13 protein-coding genes and 1 pseudogene are annotated in these 23,774 nt (G+C 61.4%); 5 read left to right on the forward strand and 9 right to left on the reverse strand.

Going from position 1 to position 23,774, the window contains the following annotated elements; all coding sequences use genetic code 11:
* The 8 genes and pseudogenes from JaAD80_RS12395 to JaAD80_RS12430 all read right to left on the reverse strand — a co-directional run.
* Nucleotides 1-355 (reverse strand): annotated as a pseudogene (locus JaAD80_RS12395) (23S rRNA pseudouridylate synthase B); the annotation flags it as partial.
* Nucleotides 348-1,136, reverse strand: coding sequence for an SMC-Scp complex subunit ScpB (gene scpB, locus JaAD80_RS12400; RefSeq protein ID WP_102294431.1), 789 nt, complete (start codon nucleotides 1,134-1,136; stop codon nucleotides 348-350). The gene scpB and the pseudogene JaAD80_RS12395, both read right to left, overlap by 8 nt.
* A gap of 407 nt (nucleotides 1,137-1,543) precedes the next feature.
* Entirely contained in the window at nucleotides 1,544-2,563 is a 1,020-nt protein-coding gene (locus JaAD80_RS12405; RefSeq protein WP_102294432.1) for a glucokinase, read from the reverse strand.
* Nucleotides 2,564-2,945: 382 nt separating this feature from the next.
* Nucleotides 2,946-3,908, reverse strand: coding sequence for a VTT domain-containing protein (locus JaAD80_RS12410; protein ID WP_102294433.1), 963 nt, complete (start codon nucleotides 3,906-3,908; stop codon nucleotides 2,946-2,948).
* Nucleotides 3,909-3,935: 27 nt separating this feature from the next.
* A complete protein-coding gene (locus JaAD80_RS12415) occupies nucleotides 3,936-5,627 on the reverse strand; it encodes an ABC transporter ATP-binding protein (RefSeq protein ID WP_102294434.1) in 1,692 nt (563 codons plus the stop codon).
* Nucleotides 5,628-5,636: 9 nt separating this feature from the next.
* The gene (locus JaAD80_RS12420; protein ID WP_102294435.1) at nucleotides 5,637-6,746 is read right to left on the reverse strand and encodes an ABC transporter permease; all 1,110 of its coding nucleotides are present in this window, start codon (nucleotides 6,744-6,746) and stop codon (nucleotides 5,637-5,639) included.
* A 9-nt stretch (nucleotides 6,747-6,755) separates the two neighbouring features.
* A complete protein-coding gene (locus JaAD80_RS12425; RefSeq protein ID WP_034760169.1) occupies nucleotides 6,756-7,694 on the reverse strand; it encodes an ABC transporter permease in 939 nt (312 codons plus the stop codon).
* Nucleotides 7,695-7,722: 28 nt separating this feature from the next.
* A complete protein-coding gene (locus JaAD80_RS12430) occupies nucleotides 7,723-9,561 on the reverse strand; it encodes an ABC transporter substrate-binding protein (protein WP_258002957.1) in 1,839 nt (612 codons plus the stop codon).
* 292 nt (nucleotides 9,562-9,853) lie between these two features.
* On the opposite strand from JaAD80_RS12430, the gene JaAD80_RS30315 reads away from it, so the two are divergent.
* The 4 genes from JaAD80_RS30315 (at nucleotide 9,854) to JaAD80_RS12445 (ending at nucleotide 19,001) form a co-directional block, all read left to right on the forward strand.
* Complete coding sequence (locus tag JaAD80_RS30315; protein WP_146012374.1) at nucleotides 9,854-10,036, forward strand: hypothetical protein; 183 nt, start codon at nucleotides 9,854-9,856, stop codon at nucleotides 10,034-10,036.
* Nucleotides 10,037-10,170: 134 nt separating this feature from the next.
* Nucleotides 10,171-12,963 (forward strand): TonB-dependent receptor, encoded by a 2,793-nt coding sequence (locus JaAD80_RS12435; protein ID WP_180979401.1) that lies wholly within the window; start codon nucleotides 10,171-10,173, stop codon nucleotides 12,961-12,963.
* A gap of 337 nt (nucleotides 12,964-13,300) precedes the next feature.
* On the forward strand, nucleotides 13,301-15,970 hold the full coding sequence (locus JaAD80_RS12440; protein WP_102294437.1) for a TonB-dependent receptor: 2,670 nt from the start codon (nucleotides 13,301-13,303) through the stop codon (nucleotides 15,968-15,970).
* Between the two features lie 484 nt (nucleotides 15,971-16,454).
* Nucleotides 16,455-19,001, forward strand: coding sequence for a TonB-dependent receptor (locus JaAD80_RS12445; RefSeq protein WP_258002958.1), 2,547 nt, complete (start codon nucleotides 16,455-16,457; stop codon nucleotides 18,999-19,001).
* Between the two features lie 128 nt (nucleotides 19,002-19,129).
* Here the strand turns inward: JaAD80_RS12445 and aroG are convergent, their stop codons facing one another.
* Nucleotides 19,130-20,194 (reverse strand): 3-deoxy-7-phosphoheptulonate synthase AroG, encoded by a 1,065-nt coding sequence (aroG, locus tag JaAD80_RS12450; protein WP_102294441.1) that lies wholly within the window; start codon nucleotides 20,192-20,194, stop codon nucleotides 19,130-19,132.
* Between the two features lie 498 nt (nucleotides 20,195-20,692).
* Here aroG and JaAD80_RS12455 point away from each other — a divergent pair, with 498 nt between their 5' ends.
* Nucleotides 20,693-23,539: a TonB-dependent receptor gene (locus JaAD80_RS12455; protein ID WP_102294438.1), complete on the forward strand. Its 2,847-nt coding sequence runs from the start codon at nucleotides 20,693-20,695 to the stop codon at nucleotides 23,537-23,539.
* The last annotated feature ends 235 nt before the right edge of the window (nucleotides 23,540-23,774 follow it).

Genomic DNA, 23,774 nt, shown 5'->3' on the forward strand with positions numbered 1-23,774 from the left:
CGGCGCGCGCGCGCGGTGGACGCGGTGCCGGTGCGCTGACAACTTCAGCGACTGCCTCGGCGGCGGCTTCCGCCGCTTCGGCCACGGCCTTCAGGGCCGGCTTGGCGCGGGTTTTCTTGACGGCCGGGACAGCTTCTGCCGCGGCGGCGGTATCGACGGCAGCAACGGCGGCTGGCGCAGCGGCGGCCACGTCGGCTTTCGTACGGCGCTTCGGCTTGGCGGCAACGGCGTCGCCGGCGGTGGTTGCAGCGGCTGCGGCATCGGCTTCGATTTGAGCCTTGGTGCGGCGCTTGGGCTTGGCAACGATGGCTTCGTCGCTGGCGGTAACTGTCTCGGGTGTGTTCGGATTATTCATTCTTCGTTTCTTGGCTGTGCTGACCTGGCGCAGCGTCAACCGTTAGTTCTGGCGCAGGGTCGTGAGTGTAGGCTTCGTCCGTGGGCGAAGCATCGGGGCCGGCATCAAGGCTTGCTGTCACATCTGTCACAGCCGTATTGCTACCTGCACCAAGCTGGGGGGCAAGCTCATTGCTTGCCTTGTCAAAATTCTCTTGCAGGGCCGCTTCCAGGGCTTCGAGCCCGTTGCCCTGCATCTCGCTGATTTGCTGCAAAGGCGGCAGCTGGGACAGCGAATGCAAACCCAGGTCATCCAAAAATTGCTTGGTGGTGGCCAGCAAGGCCGGCCGCCCCACCACGTCGCGGTAGCCGATGGCATCGACCCAGCCACGGTCTTCCAGCATCTTGATCGTCTGCGAATTGACGGCAACGCCGCGAATCTCTTCGATGTCGCCGCGCGTCACCGGCTGGCGGTAGGCGATGATGGCCAGGGTTTCCAGGGTCGCCCGCGAATACTTGGGCGGCCGCTCGGGCGTCAAACGGTCCAGATACATCTTCATTTCCGGGCGGCTTTGAAAGCGCCAGCCCGAGGCGAGGCTGACGATCTCGATGCCGCGCCCTTCCCACTCCTGCCGCAACTCTTCCAGCAACTGCTTGATCGTATCGGCGCCAACGCCGACACCGCGCACGCGGCCATTCTCGTCCGCATCGACGAACAGCTTTTTCAGGCTGTGGATCGACAGCGATTCACGAGCGCACAGCAACGCGGTTTCGAGGACTTTTTTAGCCTCAATTGTATTCATAGCAATTCTGTGCGGATGTGTGTTGCAATTCGTATGCGGAGAAAGAAATCAAAACGTTCATTTCAACGTAACAGATGGCAGACATCGATGACGACGCCGTGCTGGGTTACAAGTTGAGGCTGTTTCCGACGCCTTGGCCGATGCGCGCAAAGCGGGAGTAGTGCGGATGCAGTGAAAGTTCTGCGATCCATGGCGCTGGCCTTAAATAACCAGCAATGAAACGAGTTCCGGAGCTGCTGCTTTCCTTGTGGCGATCATTCAGCCCGGCAAGTAAGCGACAGTCGTCGTTTCATCCAACGCTGCCAATTGTACCTGATAAAAAGCGGAAAAGCGCAAAACCGGGCAAAACACATGGTTTACCCGGCTCAGGCGTTACAAATTGGCAATGCCCGTGGCAAGCGCCCGTCTCACTGGGAGGAGAGTTTCTCCGAGAGAATCGCCGATGCGCCGAGGAAGGCAGGATATTGCGCCGTGATCACGAAGGTCGGCACTTGCGACACGTAATTGGCGAAGCGGCCCTTGCGCTCGAAACGGGCGCGGAAACCGGAACGGTCGAAACGCGCGCCCAGACGTGGCACGATGCCGCCGCCGATATAGATGCCGCCCAGCGCGCCCAGGGTGACGGCCACGTTGCCCGCCACCGTGCCCAGCATGCAGCAGAACGCTTCGATGACGTCGTCGCACAGCTGCGATTCGCCGGCCAGCGCGCGGCGCGTGATTTCCGCCGCCGGCAAGTCTTCGGCCTGCACGCCGGCGCGATCGGCCAGCGCGCGGTAGATCAGTTCCAGGCCGTCGCCGGAGATCAGACGTTCGGCCGAGACGTGCTCGAATTCGCGCCAGGCAAATTGCAGGATGCTGACTTCCGTTTCATTGAACGGCGCAAAGCTGACATGGCCGCCTTCGCTTTGCAGCGCGATCCAGCCGCCGTGCGAAGGAATCAGGCCCGACACGCCCAGTCCCGTGCCGGCGCCGATCAGGCCGATGGCCGTGTTCGGACGGGCCGTGCCCGCGCCCACCTGGTGCTTTTGCTCGCTCGACAGCAGCGGCAAGGCGCGCGCCAGGGCCGTGAAATCATTGACCACGTCCAGGGTCGTGAACCCGCACTCTTCGCGCATGGCGCGGATCGAGAACGACCAATGGTGGTTGGTCATGCTGAGGAAATCGCCGTCGACCGGGTTGGCGATGGCGATCACGGCATGGCGCACGGCTTGCCCGCCTGCGGCAGCCACATGCGGCAAGGCCAGATAGGCTTGCAAGGCGGCGGACAGGCTCGGGTAGTCGGCACAGGGCAGCACTTCCACCAGAACGATGTGGCCGGCGGCCACTTCCAGGGCGAAACGGGCATTGGTGCCGCCCACGTCGGCCAGCAGGCGCGGCCCATCGGCGAAGGCGGAAGTCGGCAGTACGGGAGAAGACGAAGCGCTCATGATTTTAAGTATGAAGTGGGACGCATGGGACGCCAAGCTTAAAGGATGTATGCGCCCCGGGCAAGCAAAGTTTGTAGTTTAAGTACATCAAAACAAGCCTTTATTGGTAGTTCCACTCCAAATGCAACAGGCAGCACAAAAATTACTTGAAAACAATGATTTATAGTAAGTGCTCGCACTCGGCAGACGCACGAAAAGCATGTTGCATAGCAGCAGGAATCGCCTTGAAAACACAGTATGCCGGAGTTTGCGCAAAGCCGCTTTGTATGGAACGGCGCAGGTATGACACTGCCGTCCTGGCGGCGCTGCAACGGTGTTTTCGTATTATTACTACCGACTTGCGTGCTACCAAGCAACAGCTATCGGCCAGCAATCAGGCGGATCAGGAAGGCAAACCTTCGCCCAGCAGGCTGGCAGGCGCCGGCTGGTCCGAGCGGTAGGCGGCGTTCCATGCGTCCAGGCCGCCATGCAGGGGCTTGGCCCGGTGGAAGCCGTGCTGGTGCAGCAGCTTGGCCACCTGCGCGGCCGTCACGTCATTGGGGCAGCTGCAATACACGATGATGTGGCGGTCCTTGTCCATGGCGATCATGGCCGGCACGGGTTCCTTGCCATTGAAGAACAAGGCGCCGGGCACGGCCGGCTCCAGCGCCTGCGCCGTGGCGCTGCGCGCGTCGACCATCAGCGGCTCCTCGCCCTGCGCTATGAGTTCGAGCAATTCATCGATGCCGATGCGCTCGATTTGCAAGGCCTGGCGGAAACGCCGGCGTTCGAGGAATTTGTACAGCAGGAACAAGCCTAGCAAGGTGGCGAGCATCAGCAAGGCCGTGCTGCCCATGGTGCTGAGCAAGTCGAGCACCTGCTGCACGCTGGCATGGAAAATCACGCCAACGACAATGCCCGTGCCGCTCCACAGCAGCGCGCCCAGGCCCGCGTACAGGAAGAACAGGCCCGGCGGCGTGCCCAGCGCACCGGACATGGGCGCGGCCACGGTATTGAAACCCGGCACGAACTTCGAGACAATCAGGGCTTTCGGGCCCCAGCGCTTGAATTTATCTTCCGTCTGGCTGACGCAGTAATCGGGCGACAGCGAGATACGGCACAGCAGCCGCAGGATGCGCTTGCCGAAATGCCGGCCCGCGCGGAACCACGTGAAATCGCTGATCAGGCAGGCGCCCAGGGCGGCGGCCAGCACCAGGCCCCCATTCATGTCGCCATCGACGGCCAGCGCGCCCGCCACCACGAGGATGGGAAAGGCGGGAATCGGCAGGCCGAGCTGCTCCACCAGCACGATGCCAAAGACAATCAGGACACCGTAATGTTCGAGCAGATAAATGAGGTTGGGCATGGCCGCTATCTTACCGTAAAAGCCTGTTTAGATTTGCACGCCCTTCGGTATGGCGCTGAGCAGGGTGCGCGTGTACGGATGCACGGGATTGCGGTACAGCTCGTCCGAATCGGCCAGCTCCACCACCTGCCCCTTGTGCATGACCATCACCTGGTCGGCGATATATTTCACCACCGACAGATCGTGCGAGATGAAGATGTAGGACAGGCCGAACTCATCCTGCAAGTCCTGCAGCAAGTTCAGCACCTGCGCCTGCACCGACACGTCCAGCGCCGACACGGATTCGTCGCAGACGAGAATTTCCGGCTGCATGGTCAGGCAGCGGGCAATCGCAATGCGCTGGCGTTGGCCGCCCGAGAACTCGTGCGGATAACGGTGAAAGGCCTGCTCCGGCAAGCCCACCTTGTCCAGCAACCAGTAGGCCTTGGCGATGCGTTCCTTGTCATTCGCGCCGATACTGTGGATGCGCATCGGCTCCAGCAGGATCTGTCCCACCGTGAAACGGGGGTTCAGCGAGGCATACGGATTCTGGAAAATGATCTGGATGCGGCGCTTATACGGCAGGTATTCCTTGTTCGGCATGGAGATCAGATCCTTGCCGTGGAACATGGCCGTGCCGCCCGTGGCCTGGTGCAGGCGCAGCAGGGTCAATCCCACCGTCGTCTTGCCGGAGCCGGACTCGCCCACCACGCCCAGGGTTTTCCCGCGCGGCAAGGTGAAGGACACATCCTTGACCGCCTGGAACTCGCGCTTGCCGAACAGGCCTTCACGCGTGTAAAAACTTTTACTGAGATTATTCACCACCAGTACGGGTTCGTCGCCCGGGGTATAGCCGCGCGTGCGCTGCTTCACCTCGACGCCGGGACCGGCCTTGCCTTCCATGTAGTCGGCAATCACGGGCAGGCGCCACGGGCGTTCGTCCAAGGATGGGCGGCAATGCAGCAGGGCTTTCGTATAACTGTCTTGCGGCGCTTCGAATACCTGGCGCACCTCGCCCGTTTCGCGCACTTCGCCGTGGCGCATGACGATCACCTGGTCGGCGATTTCACCCACCAGGCCCAGGTCGTGGGTAATGAACAGCACGGACATCTGGTGCTTCTTTTGCAGCGCGGCGATCAGGTCCATGATCTGCTTCTGGATCGTCACGTCGAGCGCCGTCGTCGGTTCATCGGCGATCAGCAGTTTCGGTTCGCAGGCAATCGCCATGGCGATCATCACGCGCTGCTGCTGGCCGCCCGACATCTGGCTCGGGTAGGCGTCGATCTTCGTGGCCGGGTCGGGGATGCCCACTTCGTCGAGCAATTCCAGGGTGCGGGCGCGCGCCTGCTTGCCATTCATGCCCATGTGCTGGCGCAACACTTCGGCGATCTGGAAACCGACGGTAAACACGGGATTCAAGGACGACATCGGCTCCTGGAAGATCATCGAGATATCCTTGCCGCACATATTGCGGCGCTCGCCGATCGATAGCTGCAGCAGGTCGCGCCCGCCAAAGTGGATGCGCGATTGCGGATCGATGATGGTGCTGTCCGGCGGCAGCAGGCCCATCACGGCCAGCGAGCTGACGGACTTGCCGCTGCCCGATTCGCCCACCAGGGCCACGGTGCTGTTGCGCGGCACGTTGAACGAGATGCCCTTGACGGCTTCGAACGTGGTCTTCTTGTCCAGGCGGAAAGTGACGCGCAGGTCGCGCACTTCCAACAGGTTATTCTGGTCCATGAGCAACTCCTATTTCACTTTGGGGTCGAGCGCATCGCGCAAGGCATCGGTAAACAGCGAGAACGCCGTCACCAGCACGGCCATCGCCGTGGCGGCGGCGGTCAACTGCCACCATTTGCCCAGGATCAGTTCATTTTGTGCCTCGTTGAGCATGCTGCCCCACGAGACGGTACCCACCGGCACGCCAAAGCCCAGGAAGCTCAGAATCACCTCGGCCTTGATGAAGCCCACCACCAGGATCGACATCTGCACCAGCGCCACATGGCTCACATTGGGGAAAATGTGCGAGAACATCTTGCGCCAGTGCGAGGCGCCGATGGCGTCGGCCGCCATCACGTATTCGCGTGCCTTGTGCTTGATGTATTCGGCGCGGATCAAACGGTACGGCCCCGTCCAGCCCGTCAAGCCCAGGATCAGCACGATGGTCAGCACGCCCTTCTGCTGCAGCACGGCCGCCACCGTCAAAATCATCAGGATCGACGGAATCGAGGTGAAGATGCTGTAGAACCAGTTGAAGAAATCATCGACGATGCCGCCAAAGTAGCCGGACACGGCGCCAAACAAGGTGCCCAGCACGACGGCCAGCAAGGCTGCCACCAGGCCCACGACAATCGACGTTTCGCCGCCCTTGATGGTTTTCTGCAAGATATCGTGGCCCCATTTGTCGGCGCCGAACGGCAACGTCGCCGCCTTGTGGGTAACGAGCTTTTTCGCCTTGCCCATGCCGGCGCGCAAGGCCGTCAAGTCGTCGGCCAGCGGGTCCGCCACGCCGTACATCTCGACGCCAGCCGATGGGTTGCTGCCCATCTGGGCGCGCAGTTCGGCGATGTCGTCGGCCAGCGGATCGAGCACGTTGACGGGTGTCGGTGCGCTGCGCTCGTCGGCCAGGGGAATGGCGCCGTCGACTGGCGCGTCCTTGTCGGCGCCAAGGAAAGTGGGCGGCGCATAGCTGACGGCCACTTCATCTTCCCAGTTCGACGCCACCAGGCCGCTGGCCGACGCCAGCACCAGCAGGAAAAACGCGCCGACCACGGCCAGCGATACCATTGCAATCTTGTCGCCGCGCAAACGGCGCCACGCCAGGGCCCACAGGCCGGGCGATGTATGAGGTTTCGACATCGTCTCTTTCTACTTCAGTTGTACGCGAGGATCGACCGCCTGGTACAGCAGGTCGGTGAGCAGGTTGAAGAGCATGGTGGCGGCAGCAACGTACACGGTGATCGCCTTGATCACGGGAAAGTCGCTGCGCTCGACGGCCAGGATCACTTCACGCCCGATGCCGGGGATGCCGAAGAAACGCTCCAGCAAAAAGGCCCCGATCAGCAGGGCCGGCAGGTTCGACATCACATAGGTAATGATGGGAATGGCGGCATTGCGCAGCACGTGCACCCACATGATGCGGCCTTCCTTGAGGCCCTTGGCGCGCGCCGTGCGCACGTAATCCTGGTTCGCCTCGTCCAGCACGAAGGTGCGGAACAGGCGCAGGGTGGGCGCGATGGACACGGCCAGGCCGATCAGGATCGGCAGGGTCGAATAGCGCAACAGGTTTTCCCAGAAACTGTCGCCCCAGCCCTGCACGGGGAACAGGCCCAGTTTATAAGCGAAGCCGTACTGGAAGACGATGATGTAGACGAGGATGGAAATCGACATGCCCACGGTACAGGCGATCATGACGGCGCGGTCCGTCAGCGAACCGCGCACGAAGGCGATAGCAAGCGCCAGCGCCACGCCAAAGAACGTTTCCAGCACGGTCAGCGGGATCAGGACCATCATCGACGGCCCCAGGCGCGAGGTGATGATGTGCGACACGGATTCCCCCGTCGCCCAGCTCTGGCCGAAGTCGAACGTGACGATCTGCTTGATGAAGATCCACAGCTGCACGTAGTACGGCTGGTCGACGCCGAGCTGGCGGCGGATGTTGGCGATGCTTTCGGCACTCGACATCTTGCCTGCCAAAATGTAGGCGGGGTCGCCGCCCACCCAGTTAAACAGGATGAAGACCAGCAGGACGACGCCCAGCATGGTCGGCAGCATCTGCCACAGACGGCGCAGGATATAAGCGAACATAATGATTCCTTGTCTTTATAAGCTGCGCTTATTTTTTAGCCGGGTCGGCAACAGGCGCCACTGGCGCGCCCGTATTGTCGATATCCATGTATGCCCATTCCTGGAACAGGATCGGGTGCTTCTTGTAGCCTTGCACCGTCTTTTGCGCCAGCATGTTGCGGTAGCGCGCGTAGCCGATCAGGGCGCCCGCGTTGACTTCCAGGCGGCGCGCCATCTTGTGGTACAGCTCGTCACGCTCGGGGCTGGCAGGCATGTGCTGGCTGGCCGCGTACCACTTGTCGTATTCCGGATCCTGGTAGCAGCCATTGTTGTTCTGGTGCGTGTTCGGGCCGTAGAACAGCTGCATGAAGTTGTCGCCGTCCGGATAGTCGGCCAGCCATGGCGCCGTGCGCGTCTGCATCTTGCACTGCTTTTCCGTTTTCAAAATATCGGAAAAGATCATGCGGTCGTTTTCCATGCGGATGCCCAGCGAGTTGTAGGTCTTGCGCCACATTTCCGCCTGCAGCACGCCATTGGCTTCATTGCGCGAGGCGTAGCGGATCAGCAGCGGCTTGCCATCGGGCAAAGTGCGCCAGCCATCGGCACCCTTCTTGTAGCCGAACTTGTCCAGCAATTTGTTGGCCAGCACGGGATCGTATTGCAGCAAGGATTTGTAGTGCGGGTCGTAGCCGACCACGCCCGGCGGAATCGGATAATCGAGGCGCTTGGCCTGGCCATTCCAGATGATGCGGATTTCTTCATCGATATTGTGCGCCATGGCAATGGCGCGGCGCAGCGCGATCTTTTCCTTGCTGAAGCCGCCCAGGGTCGGATCTTCCATGTTCCAGTAGTAATAGCTGATCTCGGGATCTAGCAGGCGCGACAGTTGCACGCCCTTCTCCGCCAGCTCGGGCCGCAGCTTGCCGTTGAGCAGCGCTTTCGGCGCCAGCGGGCCGTCGAGCCAGAACACGTCCGTGCCGCCGCTCTGGAACGACAGCCAGCGCGACTGGTCTTCGATCATCACGGAAATTTCAATGCGGTCGATGGCGGGAATGCGCTTGCCCTGCATCTGGCGCACGATGCGCTGGTCGTCCGGATCATCGCCGGCCATGAAGTTCCACGTCTCGGGCAAGTGCTGCGTGTTGCGGTTCAGGACGATGCGGTTGCCGCGCGTCCATTCACCGAGGGTGTAGTAGCCGGTGCCGACAGGGTTGGAACCCACTTCGCCCTTCACGTCGCCATACTTGTCCACCACTTCGCGCGCCAGCGCCGCTGTCGGCACGTAGGCCAGGATCATGGGGAAATTGAAATCCGTCTTGGTCAGGGTCACGCGCAGGGTGTAGGGGTCGAGGATTTCCAGGCCGGCGACTTTCTTGTTGTAGTCAAACTTGTTCGACTTGGCCGCTTCCTTCGCCAGGTCGTCCAGGCCCACCACTTTGCCTTCGAACAGCCAGCTGTGCGGCGAGGCCAGGCGCGGATCGAACAGACGTTTCCACGAATACACGTAATCGGCCATGGTCAGTTCGCGGCGCTTGCCGCCGAACGCGGCGTCCGGCGTGAACAGGATGCCTTTCTTCAGCCGGATGGTATAGGTCTTGCCGTCGGCGGACACTTCCGGCATGGCGGCCGCGGCGCCGGGCACCACCTTGACGGGGCGCGCCAGGTAGTCGTAGGTGTACAGGGTATCGAAGATGGCCTGCGTGATGTGGTTCGAATACAGGTCGCGCGCGGTGGCCGGATCAAACCCCGTCTCGGCGGCCGGCAGGATATAGCGCAAGGTTTTGACCGGCGCCGCTGCGGAGGCAGGGGCGGCATCGGCAATGGCCGCCAGCGGCAGGGTGGCCAGGCAGGCGAGCAGCGCCACGCGCCGCATCCATGGTGACTTCATGTAATACCCTTCATCTCGATTATCTGTCGCACCGTATTGGTGCGCTTGTACAGGTTACCCCCTGGGATACAGGGAGCCACCGCCAAAACCAGTCCATCCTCGCAAGATCTATGCCTTGTTTGCCACCAGCGGCGCCGCTGCCTTGGTGCGCTGGAAAAAGGCGTAACGATAACGCATATTTTGTCCGCCGGGCGAAAAGCCGAGCACGCCCGTGGCACGCAGGCACCAGCGCCAGCTGCGCGGCGAAAAAATCCCGCAGTGCAACATGCGTTAGCGGATACCCCGGGAAAGCGTGCTGGCAGAAACCGCTACTGCCGCGAATGGCAAGCGTTTCCATGGCCGTACGCAAAGCACGCATCGCACTGCAACATTGGAATATTTGCAAACATTAAAACAGATTAAATTTTTAAAAAACACTGTTGCTTTATTGATGAAAGTGTTTGTGTCCTCGTTGACAAGGTTTCTCGGCAAATGATCATATCAATGGCGGCACTGCAAAAAGAATGCCGCTTTATCCCAGCGATTGCCGACGCAGCAATCTTTATCACCCAGCGCGGCTATGCCGTACCACGGCCGGCCGAGCTTACTTTCGGAGTTCTGAGAATGATGATGGAAACAGTGATATCCCGCTCCATACGCCTGATCTTTTCGGGCAGCGTGGCAGCGGTCAGCCTTGGCATGATCGCTGCGCCGGCAATGGCGCAAGACAGCAATGTGCAACGTGTGGAAATTACAGGCTCGAGCATCAAGCGGGCCACGGCCGAAACGGCATCGCCGGTACAAGTGATTACGCGTGACGACTTGATGAAATCGGGCAAGGCCACCGTCGCCGAATACCTGCAAACCCTGACCGCCGACGGCGCCGGTTCGCTGCCGACGGGCTTTGGCAACGGTTTTGCCGCCGGCTCCACGGCCATCTCGCTACGCGGCCTGGGCGCCACCTCTACCCTGGTCCTGCTCAACGGCCGCCGCATGGCGCCATTCGCGCGCGCCGACGACGGCCAGAAAAGCTTCACCGACCTGTCCACCGTGCCGATGCAGATCGTCGAGCGCATCGAGATTCTCAAGGATGGCGCATCGTCCACCTACGGCGCGGATGCCATCGCCGGCGTGGTCAACATCATTTTGCGCAAGGACTTCGAAGGCCTGACCCTGAAAGGCGATACAGGCATCTCCGGCGACAGCGATGCCAAGCAGCACCGCGCCTCGCTGACCTTTGGCAAGGGCAACCTGGATACGGACAAATACAACATTGTCGTCAATGCCGAATACGCCAAATCGGACATGCTGATGAACAAGGACCGCGCCGGCCGCAAATGGATAGGCAAGGGCGACCTGCGGCCGTACGGCTATGCGATCAACACCCAGTTCGCCGGCGGCTACATCAACGGCACCAACGATGCGAACGCGTCGCCAGTGGGCCTGATCCGCGACCCCGTCACCAACAATTATGTCGCCCTGCCCGGCTGCGCGGCCTTGTCTGTTTCTTCGCCACAAGATCCAAAGGGCGGCTGCGTGTGGCATCACGACCAGTTCCGTTCGATGCAGCCAAAGATCGAATCGATCAACCTGTATACGCGCGGCACCTGGCAAGTCAATGCCGATACGCAAGTGTATGCGGAAGCTGGCTACTCGAAGCGCGACACGGCATTTACCGTGATCCCGCCATCGATCACGCCGACCATCGCCTTCCCGCCGAATGCCGGCAATCCGACCGGCGTCATCAACTACGGTTCCGGTGCGGGCAGCACCATCGTGCTGGCCGCCAATCATCCGCAAAATCCGTATGGCGTGCCGGTGCGCGTGCGCTACCAGGCCTTCGATGCGGGCGCCAGCACGCGCAAGGCCAACAATGAGTTCAACCGCATCGTGCTGGGCGTCAAGGGCAACGCCATGGGCTGGGATTACGATGCCGGCTACACGCATTCGGAATCGAAGCTGCACCTCGATTACAGCAGCATGCTCAACATGGCTGTCGTCAAGGATGCGCTGGGCAATCCGAACAGCCCCTACTTCCCGTACTACATCGGCGCCCAGGCGGGCAAGAATCCCGCCTCGCTGTACGCCGCCATGGTGACGAACGCCACCTCCGATTCAACCACCAAACTCGACATCATCGACTTCAAGGCCTCGCGCGAACTGATGCAACTGCCGGGCGGCGCCATGGGCCTGGCAGTGGGGGCGGAACACCGCCGCGACAAGCTCGACAATCCATCGCTGTCGGGCACGGAAAACGGTGCCATCAACACCAGCTATGTGGCGGCCAAGGGCGACAGCAAGGTGTCTGCCGTGTTCCTGGAAGTGCTGGCGCCCGTGATCAAGACGGTGGAATTGTCCGCGGCCTTGCGCTACGACAAATACGACCGTTTCTCGTCAACCACGCCGAAGCTGGGCGCCAAGTGGACGCCGCTAAAAACCTTCGCCTTGCGCGGCACGTACTCGGAAGGCTTCCGCGCGCCGGGGCCGGCCGAAAGCAATGCCAACTCGCAATCAACCGGCACCTCGACCGTGAGCGATCCCGTGCGCTGCCCTGGCGGCAAGCAATTGCCGGGGGCCAATGCCAGCGACTGCGAACTGCAAGTGGCGGCCGTCAAGATCGGCGACCCCAACCTCAAGCCTGAAAAATCCAAGGGCTACACCCTGGGCCTGGTGTGGGATCCGTTCAACGATACCAGCCTGTCGCTGGACGGCTGGAAGATCCGGCGTGAAAACGAAATCAATCCCCTGCCCTACAACGAAGCGGCGGCCCTGCCGACGGCCATCCGCGCCGACAACAACCTGACCATCAATGGCGTCGTCACGCCGAACACGGGCACCTTGCTGATCACCAAGGCTCCCTACCGCAACTCCAGCTTCACGGAGATCAAGGGGATCGACCTGGACGTCAAGCAGCGCGTGCGCCTGGGCGACTATGGCCGCGCCACCTTCGGCCTGACGTGGACGCATATCGCTTCGTGGGTACGCGCCGAGTCCGCCACAGTGCGCTACCAGTTTGCCGGCACGCATGGCAATTGCGACACCTCCAACTGCGCCGGCACGCCGAAGGACAAGATCAATGTCACCGGCTCATGGGACCTGGGCAACTGGAATCTCAGCGGCGTGCTGAACTACCGTGCGGACATGAAAAATATCAAGTTTGAAGGCGACCCGTGCGCTTCCAAGCTGGCCAATGGCACGCCGGCGCCAAACGGTTGCAAGCTGGCCTCGTTCACCACGCTCGACATGTCGACACGCTGGAATTACAGCAAGCAATTGCAATTGTTTGCCTCGATCAACAACGTGACCGACAAGATCGCCCCGCTCGACCCGCTGACCTATGGCGGCATGAGCTACAACCCGATGGATGCCAGCGGCGCCATCGGCCGCTACTTCAAACTGGGTGCCAGCTACAAGTTTTTCTAACGACAGCCTGAGTCTCCGGCAGGGCGCAGTCACTATCGTCATGCCATCCATGCCAACGCCCGCTGCCCCGCAGCGGGCGTTTTTGATTGCGCGCAGGGGCAATACCAATTTTGTCGAAAATGCAGCACAAAATGCGTCTTCTTTGTTTTAAATCAGTACCGATGAGGCACTGCGTTGTTTAGGCACACAAAGCTGTTTGCCATGTTGACAAGCACTTTTGCAGCTCATTACAGTGGATCGCTTGAAAAGATATAAATACTTTTCAATGCTCTCGGTGCGCCAACCAGCGCGGCCGTTCTTGCCCGTTTAGCCAACCGCTTTATCAGGAGTCTCGAACATGATTAGAGAAATACGCCTGTCCCGCTCCATCCGTTTGATCTGCGCCAGCGGGCTTGCCGCCGGTTTTCTCGGCCAGCCGGCACTGGCACAAGACAGCGGCGACACCGCTGGCATGCAACGCGTTGAAGTCACCGGTTCTTCCATCAAGCGCCTCGTCTCGGAAACCGCCACGCCCCTTTCCATCTTCAAGGCCGAGGATTTCGCCAAGCAGGGCCTGACCACGGCGCAGGAAGTCCTCAGCAAGATTCCCTCGAATTCGTCCAGCATGGGCAGCGGCAATGCCGTGGGCGGCAACACCAGCGGCCTGCCCACGGGCGGTCAGGCCAGCGCCGACTTGCGCGGCCTGGGCGGCGACAAGACGCTGGTGCTGCTCAATGGCCGGCGCATCGCCAACCATCCGTATGACGGCGCCAGCGTCGACCTGAACATCATCCCGATTGCCGCCCTGGAACGTGTCGAAGTGTTGCGCGACGGCGCCTCGGCCATCTACGGCACGGACGCCATCGGCGGCGTCATCAACTTCATCACCAAGCGCTCGGTCAATGTCACCAACATCACGGCCGAAGTCGTCTCGCCCGAACACAAGGGCGGCGGCGAACACCGTATCAATTTGTCGACGGGCTTCGGCAAGCTCGACACCGACGGCTACAATATTTTCGGCGTCGTCGACTACCACAAGCAAAAGGTGCTGACCTCGCAGGACCGCGACTTCTCCAAGACCGGCATCATTCCCTCGCGCGGCCTGTCGCTGACCAGCGGCACGACCTTCCCCGGCAATTACTTTGATGCGGCCGCCAACGGTGGCGACGGCCTGGCCGGCAATTCGTATGCGGCCACGGGCTGCAGCCCGCCGCTGTCGGTCGCCGCCGCGAATGGCACTTGCCGCCAGGATTACACGCGCCAGATCGACAACTTGCCGGAACAGGAGCAAGTGGCCTTCTTCGGCAAGGGCGCCTTCAAGCTGGGCGGCGGCCACCTGGCCACCGTGGAATATCTGCATTCGGAAAACAAGGTCAAGGCACGCACGGCGCCACCGCCGCAAACGGGCTTGATACTGCCCAACACCAGCAAATATTATCCGGGCAATGCGGGCGGCGTACCGGCCCAGCCTGGCCTGTCCGGCCAGCCGCTGAGCGTCAACTGGCGCCCCGTGGAAGCGGGCCAGCGGCAGATCGATTCGGACGGCAAGGCGGACCGCCTGGTGGTAGCCGTCGAAGGCGAACTGGCAGGCTGGGATTACAAGACGGGCCTGAGCCACGCGATCAGCAAATCGGCGGAAAAATTCACGGGCGGCTATGTGCAGGATGCGTCGTTCGCCGCAGGCGTGCTCAATGGCATCCTGAACCCCTTCGGCATGCAGGATGCGGCAGGCAAGGCCTACCTGGACAGCACGGCCCTGCGCGGCGAAGTGCAAAGCGCCAAGGTCACCACCACGGGCTTCGACATCAAGGGCAGCCGCGAGCTGATGCAACTGGCCGGCGGCCCGCTGGCGGTGGCGATCGGTGGCGAATTGCGGCGTGAAAAGGCGCAATTCAACGTGAACCGCGAGATCGCCAGCCAGGCCACCAGTTCCGGCCTGTCGGGCTCGCTGTCGAAGGACGGTGCGCGCACGATCCAGGCCGTCTTTGGCGAAGTCAACTTGCCGGTGGTCAAGGACCTGGAAGTGCAGCTGGCGGCCCGCTTCGACCACTACAGCGATGTGGGCAGCACCACCAATCCGAAGCTGGCCCTGCGCTACCAGGCCAGCAGCGCGGTGGTGCTGCGCGGCTCGGCCAGCACGGGTTTCCGCGCGCCGACCTTGTTCGAGAAGAACGCGCCGCCATCGAAGAACGATACCAACGATTCGTATGACGACCCGATCCTGTGCCCTGGCGGCGTGCCCCAGCCCGGCGCCAATCCGCTGCGCGACTGCGACTTGCAGCAATTCAAGCTGCAAGGCGGCAACGAGAAGCTGAAGCCGGAAAAATCCAAGACGTTCGCCTTTGGCGTCGTGCTCGAACCGGTCAAGGAACTCACGGTCGCCATCGATTACTGGAACATCCACCTGAAGGACAAGATTTCCTCGCTGCCCGAACAATCGATCTACGGCAACTACGAGAAATACAAGGACTTGTTCCTGCGCAATCCCGATGGTTCGCCGTACGCGATTCTCGACCTGAACGACAATCTCGGCGAAGTGAAAACGGACGGTATCGACCTGAGCCTCAACGCACGCCTGGGCCGTAGCACGTATGGCGATTTCAGCGTATCGGTCGATGGCACGTGGACCCACAAGTATGACTACCAGAACGAACGCGGCGGCGAATTCATCGCCAACGTAGGCCGCTATGCGGATAACAACCCCGTGTTCCGCTGGAAGCATACGGCATCGCTGAACTGGCGCATGGGCAACTGGGGCGCGACCCTGTCGCAATCGTTCAAGTCCGGCTACACGGACCAGAACCAGGTCGATCCCCAATTCAAGCACGACGTACCGTCGTACAGCTTGCTGAGCGTGTCGGGCAGCTATGTGTGGAAAGGTTTGCTGCTGACGGCCGGCGTGAAAAACCTGCTGGACAAGGAGCCGCCATTCTCGAACCAGGGCACGCTGTTCCAGAAAGGCTATGACCCACGCTATACGGATCCGATCGGGCGCGCCTACTACCTGCGTGGCAGCTATACGTTCTAAAGGAAACGCGGGAAAAGGCTGAAGGAAAAGGCTGAAGAAAAAGACGGAAGATACGCACTGGCATGCAGTGCTGGCAATAACAAGAAACGGCGCCATCAGCGATGATGTGCGCCGTTTTATTTTTACCTACCTGAGCACGCCTGACAAGGGCGGACGATACTTTATTAATGAAGTAATGCAAAAAAAATAGTAATTTGTTGCATTTCGTCCAAAAAGTCTGCGCGAAATTGACAATCTGAATTGTGAATGTTTTGATGAGGGCCCGGAAAATTTACCGAATTTTCAGTGGCGGAATTAAAAAGAAGCAAATAAATTGTTAGCAAGCAACAACTTATATCAAGATAATTGCTACCTTTATCACAAAAACAAGGAATTACAAATGATGATTGAAAGTGTAATATCGCGGTCGCTGCGCCTGATGTTTGCTGGTACCCTGGCCTTGGGTATGCACGCCGCATATGCTCAGGAAACAACAGAAGGCGCGATGCAGCGCGTGGAAGTCACGGGTTCGAGCATCAAGCGCCTGGCGTCGGAGACCGCCTTGCCGATCACCTCGATCAAGGCTGACGATTTCGCCAAGCAAGGCTTGACGACGGCACAGGAAGTCCTGTCCACCATTTCCATGAATCAAAGTTCGCAAAGCAGCTCGCAATCCGTCGGCTCCGGTACCGGCGGCCAGTCCGTTGCCGACCTGCGCGGCATCGGCGGCGACAAGACCCTGGTCCTGCTGAATGGCCGGCGCATCGCCAGCCACCCGTTCAACGGCTCGTCCGTCGACCTGAACATCATTCCGATCTCGGCCCTGGAGCGCGTCGAAGTGCTGCGTGACGGCGCTTCCGCCATCTACGGTACCGACGCCATCGGCGGCGTGATCAACTTCATCACCAAGCGTTCGGTCAAGGGCGGCTCCGTGACCGTGGAGCATTACGAGCCACAAAAATCGGGCGGCGGCGACGAGTCGCGCCTGAACCTGTCGGCCGGTTATGGCGACCTGAACAAGGATGGCTTCAACGTCTTCGGCGTCGTCGACGTGCACCGCCAATCGGCGCTGAGCGCGGCCGACCGCTCCTTCTCGAAGAGCGGCTACATCCCGAGCAAGGGCGTGGATAACCTGAGCGGCACCACCTTCCCGGCCAACTTCTACGATACGGGCAATGGCGTGATCGGCAACCCGGCCTTCGCCGGCGGCTGCGTGGGCGAAAACCTGTACAAGAACACCTCGGGCAAAAGCACGTGCGCCATGGATGTCACACCGTTCATCCAGGCCATTCCAAAGACCAAGCAGGAATCCTTCCTGGGCAAAGCCAGCTTCAAGCTGAACCAGGACCACCTGGCTACCATCGAATACCTGCACTCGCGCAGCACCAACGAAGCGCGCATCTCGCCGCCGCCCATGTCGAACATCGGCATCCTCATGTCGTCGAGCTCGCCTTACTATCCAGGCGGCAGCGGCGGTGTGCCAGCCGTGCCTGGCCTGTCGGGCGAACCGCTGGACATCAGCTGGCGTCCAGTGGCGTCGGGCCAGCGCAGCGGCTTCGACACCAGCACCTCGGACCGCCTGGTACTGGCCTCCGAAGGCGTGCTGGGCGCATGGGACTATAACGTTGGCCTCAGCTACTCCGTCAGCAAGGCCACCAGCGCCTTCACGGGCGGCTACCTGAATGACCAGCGCATCATCGACGGCATTGGCAATGGCATCCTGAATCCGTTCGGCGAGCAGAGCGCCGCCGGCCAGGCTTACCTGAATGACTCCGTCCTGAAAGGCGAGTACCTGAGCGCCAAGATGACCAGCACGGCAGTCGACGCCAAGGTCAGCCGCGAGCTGTTCACCCTGCCCGCTGGCGCCGTCGGTTTCGCCGTCGGCACGGAATTCCGCAACGACAAGGCCGAATACAACGTGAACCGCGACCTGGCTGGCCAGGCATCGAGCTCCGGCTACGCCGAAGCGCAAAACCAGTCGGGCAGCCGCAACATCGCCGCCATCTTCTCCGAGCTGAGCATTCCTGTCGTGAAAGATCTGGAACTGTCGCTGGCCGCCCGTTATGACTACTACAACGACGTCGGCGGCAGCTTCAACCCGAAAGTCGGCGTGCGCTGGCAGCCAACGAGCCAGGTGCTGCTGCGCAGTTCCTACAACACCGGTTTCCGCGCGCCTACCCTGTATGACCTGCATGGCCCGCAAACCAAGACCTTCACCGCCAACAAGTATGACGATCCGCGCCTGTGCCCAGGCGGCGTCGCCATTCCTGGCGCCAATAGCAACGTGGCCTGCGGCGCGCAGCAATACATCCGCTCGGGCGGCAATCCGGACGTCGGTCCGGAGAAATCGAAGACCTTCAGCGCCGGTATCGTGATCGAACCCGTCAAATCGGTCACCGTATCGCTCGATTACTTCAAGATCAAGCTGCGCGACAAGATCGGCACCGTGGCCGAACAGACCCTGTTCGACAACTACGATAAATATCAGAGCAACTTCATCTACACGGCTGACGGCAAGCTCGACTACGTGCTGGCCACCCTGGGCAACCTGGGCGAAATGCACACCTCGGGCATCGACCTGGGCCTGAACTGGAAATTGCCACGCAGCCAGTACGGCAACTTCACGTTCAACTTCGACGGTACCTGGGTACAGAAGTATGAATACCAGAACGAGCGCGGTGGCGAATTCGTGCAGAACGTCGGCGTGTATGGCGACAATGCACCGGTATTCCGCTGGAGACACAATGCCTCCCTGCAATGGAATATGGACAAGTGGAATGCCACCCTGTCGAACAAGTACATGAGCGGCTACCGCGACCAGAACTACGTCGATCCGCAATTCGAGCAAAGCGTCAAGGCGTACTCGGTGTGGTCGCTGTCGGGCGCCTACTCTGGCTTCAAGAACACGGAAGTTACCGTCGGCGTGAAAAACCTGCTGAACGAAGATCCACCGTTCAGTAACCAGATCGGTACCTTCCAGTCCGGCTACGATCCGCGTTTTGCCGATCCGCTGGGCCGTACCTTCTACGTGCGCGCCACGTACAAGTTCTAAGTACACCTGACAGTAACTGTGGCGCGTCGCGGTTTGCGGCTCGCCACGCTTCTGTCAGGCGGCATGAGCGCAATAAAAAAGCCCGGAAAGCTTAGCTTTCCGGGCTTTTTTGCATGCTGCGCGCCACCTTATTCCTGGTCGCCCCGCAGGCGGCGCTGCTTCACGGCTTGCGCCAGGTTTTCCAGCACGGCCACGCTGGCGCTCCAGTCGATGCAGCCGTCCGTGACGGACTGGCCGTAGATCAATTCCTTGCCCGGCACCAGATCCTGGCGGCCAGCTACCAGGTGCGATTCCACCATCACGCCAACGATGCGGCCGTCGCCGCCTGCCACCTGGCTGGCGATATCGGCGCATACGGGAATCTGGTTTTCCGGCTTTTTCGAGCTGTTCGCATGCGAGGCGTCGATCATCAGGCGCGCCGCCAGGCCTTGCGCGGCGATGGCCTTGCAGGCCTCGTCCACGCTGGCAGCGTCATAGTTCGGCGTCTTGCCGCCGCGCAGGATGATGTGGCAATCCTCGTTGCCGTTGGTCGAGACGATGGCCGAGTGGCCGCCTTTCGTGACAGAGAGAAAATGGTGCGGCTGCGAGGCGGCCTTGATGGCCTCCACGGCGATCTTCACATTGCCGTCCGTGCCATTCTTGAAGCCGACCGGGCACGACAGTCCCGATGCCAGCTCGCGGTGCACCTGCGATTCCGTAGTGCGCGCGCCGATGGCGCCCCAGCTGATCAGGTCGGCGATGTACTGCGGGCTGATCACGTCGAGGAACTCGGTACCGGCAGGCAGGCCCAGTTCATTGATGTCGCGCAGCAGTTCGCGCGCCATGCGTAGGCCGTCGTTGATGCGGAAACTGTTGTCCATGTACGGATCATTGATCAGCCCCTTCCAGCCCACCGTGGTGCGCGGCTTCTCGAAGTACACGCGCATGACGATTTCCAGTTCACCGGCGAAACGCGCGCGTTCCTTGACCAGCAGGCGCGCGTACTCCATGGCCGCCTTGGTGTCGTGGATGGAGCAAGGCCCGATCACCACCATCAAACGGTCATCCTGGCCATGCAGGATACGGTGCAGGGCGATGCGCGCGTTGGCGGCGGTCTGTTCGGCTTGCTCCGAGCAGGCAAATTCGCGGATCAGGTGGGACGGCGGAGTCAATTCCTTCATTTCGCGAATACGCAAATCATCGGTGCGGGGCATCATTTTCTCCAAAATTTAAGGAAGGGTAAAACATCTGGGTAAAAAAAAACCGCCATCGGTGGCGGTTTTTTAGAATTTGCTGGGATCTCGTTTTGCTGCTACGTGAACCGACCGCTACTCCACCGCCTTTGGGTTGGAATTGCTAAAGTAAAAGTAAGCGGTAAAAAAGTGGCGTGCGAACATGCGAGTCTTCCGTAAGTGTTGAACGACTATAAACCTAAATTGCAAGGCTTGGCAAGCATATTTGTTGGTAAATGCGCATGGGGCTGCCCTTTCACACGGCAAAGCACGCAAAAAAGCATAAAAAGTTGCGCGCCATGGGCAGGCCCTGGCCCTGCTTCCACCGCTGTGCCCGTCGTGGCGCCCACGCCACGCCAACGTCCTTGCGGCGAGGGCAAGCGGCGCACTACTGATCAAGATCTAGTCCCGGACGGCTGGACGGACAAGACTCAAAGGCGCACCGATGACCTTTGACGCCTGACCTTACCGGAGAACAGCATGATACCTGCCCCGACCGTCCACCCCGCCCCCTTATCACCGCCACGCCTGGGCCTGGCCCTCGCCAGCGCCCTGCTGGCCCTGCCCGTCCTGGCGCAGGACGCGGCCCCCATTGCCCGTGTCGAAATCACCGGCTCGAACATCCGCCGCGCCCAGGCTGAAACCGCCTCGGCAGTGCAAACCCTGAACGCGGCCGACATTGAAAAATCAGGCAAATCCAGCGTGGCCGAACTGCTGCAAACCCTGGCCGTGGACAACCAGGGTTCCGTGCCCACCACGTTCGGCGGTGGCTTTGCCGCTGGCGCCTCCGGCATTTCGCTGCGCGGCCTGGGCACGGCCTCGACCCTGGTGCTGCTGAATGGCCGCAGGGTGGCGCCGTACGGCCTGGCCGACGACGGACAAAAGGTATTTGCCGACCTGAACATCATTCCCCTGGAAGCCGTGGAGCGCGTGGAAATTCTCAAGGATGGCGCCTCGGCCATCTATGGCTCGGACGCCATCGCCGGCGTGGTCAACGTGATTCTGCGGCGCGACTACCAGGGTACGGCCATCAAAGGCAATTATGGCAAGACCAATGACTGGGACGGGCGCGATGCGCGCGCCGCCATCACGCACGGCTTCGGCGACCTCGACCGCGACCGCTACAACGTGCTGCTGAACCTTGAGTACGGCGAAAAATCCGCCATCTGGAACCGTGACCGGGCCGGACGGGGCGCCGTCGGCCGCAGCGACTTGCGCGACCTGGGCTTCAGTGCGCAGGAAACCCTCAGCGGCGCTGGCGCCATCACCACCAACAACGCGGCCGGCAGCGCCGTCAACGGCAATGTGCGCAATCCCGACACGCTTGACTACTACAACCGGGGCAACCCTGCCGGCGTGGGGTTTACGCGCACCTTCCCCGGCGGCGCCTGCGGCAACTTCACCAGCCATCCACAGGGCGATCCGGGTGGCGGCTGCCTGACCGATGCCGCGCAACAATACAGCCAGATCCAGCCCCGGCAAAAAAACATCAACTTCTTCGGTCGCGGCACGTGGCAAGCCACGCCAGCCCTGCAAGCCTATGCGGAACTGAACGTCTACCACAGCGAGTCGCGCTCGAGCACCACGCCATCGACCGTCAGCGGCTCGGTCGGCTACCCGGGCGGCCCCGTCAGCAATGCGGGCGTCTCGCTGGGCGCGGCCCACCCGGACAATCCCTACTTCGGCACGGCGACCCGCCTGCGCTACCTGGCGGCCGACGTGGGGCCGCGCACATCGGACGTCGAGTCCACCTTCACGCGATTCGTCGCCGGCATCAAGGGCGCCGTGGCGGGCTGGGAGATCGACAGCGCCCTGCTGTATTCGCAAAACAAGGTGTCGAACGACAGGGACGGCTACCTGCAGCGCGACGTGGCCTTCGCCCTGCTCAACCCGACCGCCGCCAACGTGGCGGCCGCCAGCCTGAACCCCGCCTATGCGGCTTTGCCGGCAGGCAGCCTGTGGCGCATCGCAGAAAATGCGGGACTCAATTCGCCAGCCTTGTACGCGGCCCTGTCGCCGCGTATTTCCAATGACGCCAGGACCCGTATTGCACAGATCGATTTCAAGGCCAGCCGCGAAATAGGCAAACTGGATGGCGGCGCCCTGGGCGTGGCCGTCGGTGCCGAATTCCGCCACGAAAAGACGGAACTGCAGCCTACCGCCGGCACGGAACGGGGCAATATCATCGGCCTTGGCTATTCCGCCTACCGGGGCAGCCGCAATGCTTCGGCCATCTATGCCGAGGTGCTGGCGCCCGTCCTGAGCACCTTGGAACTGTCGGGCGCCTTGCGCGCCGACCATTTCAGCGATGTGGGCAATTCCTACACGCCAAAAGTGGGCGTGAAATGGACGCCCGTGCGTGAACTGGCCTTGCGCAGCACCTTCGCCAAGGGTTTTCGCGCCCCCAGCGCGGCGGAAAACGGCGTCGGTGGCCTGGCCGCCTTCGCCACCGCCAGCGATCCGCTGCGCTGCGCGCTGGGCGTGGAAGCGGCATGCGATCCGGCTTCGATCGCCGTCATCACCTCGCCCAACCCCAACCTGTCGCCGGAACACTCGCGCAGCTATTCCGTGGGCGCCGTGTGGGATCCGCTGCCGCGCACCAGCATTTCCGTCGACCTGTGGCAGATCCGCCGCAAGAATGAAATCAACCAGGAGCAGACGGATACCGCCATTGCCGAAGGCCATGTGGCGCGCGATCCGTCGACAGCCACCGGCATTGCCGGCGATCCGGGTGCCATCACGGCCGTGCTGGCCAATTACGTGAACTCGGCGCAGACGACGGTGCGCGGCATCGATATCGATGCACGCCAGCGTTTCAACCTGGGCGGCGACTACGGCAATCTCGTCTTCGATATCAAGTGGACGCACCTGTACAAATGGCTGCGCACGGAACAGGATGGCACACGGCGCGACTTTGCCGGCACGCATGGCAACTGCGACACATCCAACTGCATGGGCACGCCCAATGACAGGCTCAACCTGGGGGCCACCTGGGAACGCCAGAACTGGCGGCTCTCGGCCAACGTCAACTACCGCGCCCACCTCGACAACGTGCTGTTCAAGAACGACCCGGACGGCTGCGCCACGCATTTCGCCGATGGCACGGATGCGCCGCGCGGTTGCCGCATCGCCTCCTTCACCACGGTGGACCTGACGGCCCGCTGGCTGGCCACACCCAAGCTGGAGGTGCTTGCGACGGTGCAAAACCTGTTCGACAAGATCGCCCCGCTCGACCCGCTGACGTATGGCGCCACAGGCTACAACCCGCTCGACTACGCGGGCGCGGCGGGACGGTTTTTCAGTGCGGGAGTAAAGTATAAATTCTGAAAAATCCGCTAGCGGTGCTGACGCGGCCGGTAATGCTGGCGTGATGGCGGTGTCTATGCGATCAGCATCCCAGAATGTAGGTCGGGTTAGCGTGGCGCAGCCACGCGTAACCCGACACCATTGTTGACTCGGCCGTAGGTGAATGTGGCTCGTTGATGTCGGCTTACGCCCTGCGGGCTAAGCCGACCTACGCAGGCAGCGTCCGATGAAATGCAGGTCGGGTTAGCGGGACGCA

The organism is Janthinobacterium sp. AD80, assembly GCF_002878455.1.
Classification (GTDB): domain Bacteria; phylum Pseudomonadota; class Gammaproteobacteria; order Burkholderiales; family Burkholderiaceae_D; genus Janthinobacterium.

Coding starts and splice junctions, on each gene's coding strand:
- scpB (WP_102294431.1), bottom strand. CDS start 1,136: ATGAATACAATTGAGGCTAAAAAAGTCCTCGAAACCGCGTTGCTGTGC.
- JaAD80_RS12405 (WP_102294432.1), bottom strand. CDS start 2,563: ATGAGCGCTTCGTCTTCTCCCGTACTGCCGACTTCCGCCTTCGCCGAT.
- JaAD80_RS12410 (WP_102294433.1), bottom strand. CDS start 3,908: ATGCCCAACCTCATTTATCTGCTCGAACATTACGGTGTCCTGATTGTC.
- JaAD80_RS12415 (WP_102294434.1), bottom strand. CDS start 5,627: ATGGACCAGAATAACCTGTTGGAAGTGCGCGACCTGCGCGTCACTTTC.
- JaAD80_RS12420 (WP_102294435.1), bottom strand. CDS start 6,746: ATGTCGAAACCTCATACATCGCCCGGCCTGTGGGCCCTGGCGTGGCGC.
- JaAD80_RS12425 (WP_034760169.1), bottom strand. CDS start 7,694: ATGTTCGCTTATATCCTGCGCCGTCTGTGGCAGATGCTGCCGACCATG.
- JaAD80_RS12430 (WP_258002957.1), bottom strand. CDS start 9,561: ATGAAGTCACCATGGATGCGGCGCGTGGCGCTGCTCGCCTGCCTGGCC.
- JaAD80_RS12435 (WP_180979401.1), top strand. CDS start 10,171: ATGGAAACAGTGATATCCCGCTCCATACGCCTGATCTTTTCGGGCAGC.
- JaAD80_RS12440 (WP_102294437.1), top strand. CDS start 13,301: ATGATTAGAGAAATACGCCTGTCCCGCTCCATCCGTTTGATCTGCGCC.
- JaAD80_RS12445 (WP_258002958.1), top strand. CDS start 16,455: ATGCAGCGCGTGGAAGTCACGGGTTCGAGCATCAAGCGCCTGGCGTCG.
- aroG (WP_102294441.1), bottom strand. CDS start 20,194: ATGCCCCGCACCGATGATTTGCGTATTCGCGAAATGAAGGAATTGACT.
- JaAD80_RS12455 (WP_102294438.1), top strand. CDS start 20,693: ATGATACCTGCCCCGACCGTCCACCCCGCCCCCTTATCACCGCCACGC.